Origin of the sequence: Streptomyces calidiresistens (assembly GCF_014141525.1) — a bacterium.
Taxonomy (GTDB): Bacteria; Actinomycetota; Actinomycetes; order Streptomycetales; family Streptomycetaceae; genus Streptomyces; species Streptomyces calidiresistens.
The window spans coordinates 1-1,298 of record NZ_VKHS01001138.1; the positions used below are offsets into that span (position 1 = coordinate 1).

A 1,298-nucleotide genomic window follows, 5' to 3' on the forward strand; every position below is an offset into this window, starting at 1 on the left:
CCGGTGCGGCGCCCCCGGGCCCCGCCCGGCGGCACGGGGGTGGTGTCGCGCTCCCCGATCAGCGCCGCCACCCGGCTGCCCACCAGCCACGCGGACACCAACCGTCCCCACCGCTCGGCCGGCGGCAGCCCGCTCCACTCGTCGTACGCCGGGGTCGGGGCGAACCGCTCGTCCGGCTCGCCGTCGGCGGCGATCAACCCGGCGGCGTGCGCCACCTCGATCCGGAACGCCGCCTCGGGCTCGGGGACGTCCAGCGCCACGGCCGTGCGCTTGAGGTCGCGCACGCCCAGGCCCCCGGCCCGCAGCACGGCGGGGGGCTCACGCTCCCACAGCGCCGCCAGTTCCTCGACGGCGGTGACCGCCGCGTACGCCTGACCCGCCGCCATGGCGTTCACCCGCTCGGGGGCGTGCTCGGCGCGCAGCTCGACACGGGGCGGGTCGGGCAGCAGCGCCCGGTGCGCGCGTCCGCCGCGCAGGGTCAGCGCCACCTCGCGGGGAAGCACCACGGTGCCCGGCGAGACCCGCACCAGGACGCCGGCCTCCAGCAGGGCCCGCACGGCGGCCGGGAGGGGGGCCTGCGCGGGGACCGTGCCGTACGGCGGGCCCCACATCAGGCGCTCCGGCACCGTCCGCGCGTCGCCCGGCAGCCGGTCGAGCAGGGCTTTCAGGCGTTCCGGGTCGGTGAACAGGGCGGTGAGCGCGGTCAGGGCGCTCACCGGATCGCCGGTGGGCGGCAGGCCGGCGCCGACCAGCAGCTCCTGCATCCGGCGCGGCGACATGCCGGCCGTGGCCTCGGAGAGGGTCGGTCCCAGGCCGGTGGTGCCGGGGCGCTGCGGGGCGGGTGCGAGCAGCTCGCGGGCGGTGCGCACCAGGCGCAGGGCGTCGTCCCCGCCCCACAGCAGGGCCCGGGTCCGCAGCGCGGCCAGGGCGTCGTCCAGACGGGGTCCGGCGGCGGGCAGGAGGGCCGCCAGTTCGGCCCGGGAGCACGGCTGCGGGGCGATGGCCAGGGCCTCGGCGGTGCGCAGCGCGAGGGTGTCCAGCCGGTCCACCGCGCGCAGCACCGACAGTCGCTCCCCGGCCCGGGAGGCGAGTCGGGTCAGGTCGCCGGGGAGCGGGGAGAGCAGGTCGGGCCGCAGGCGCAGCAGCTCCACGAGCGCGGAGTCCGGGAGGGCGCGCAGCTCGTCGGCGAGGGTGCGCGGCCCCCCGCCCCCGCCCTCGGTGGGGGCGACCCGGGAGGGAGCGGCGGAGGACCGACGGGGGTCCAGAAGGAGCGCAGCAGTTCGGCGAGGTCGTCGTCG

1 pseudogene is annotated in these 1,298 nt (G+C 79.6%); it reads right to left on the bottom strand.

The features are described from left to right. Positions 1 to 1,265: pseudogene (locus FOE67_RS25965) on the bottom strand (hypothetical protein); the annotation flags it as partial. Positions 1,266 to 1,298: the final 33 nt, after the last annotated feature.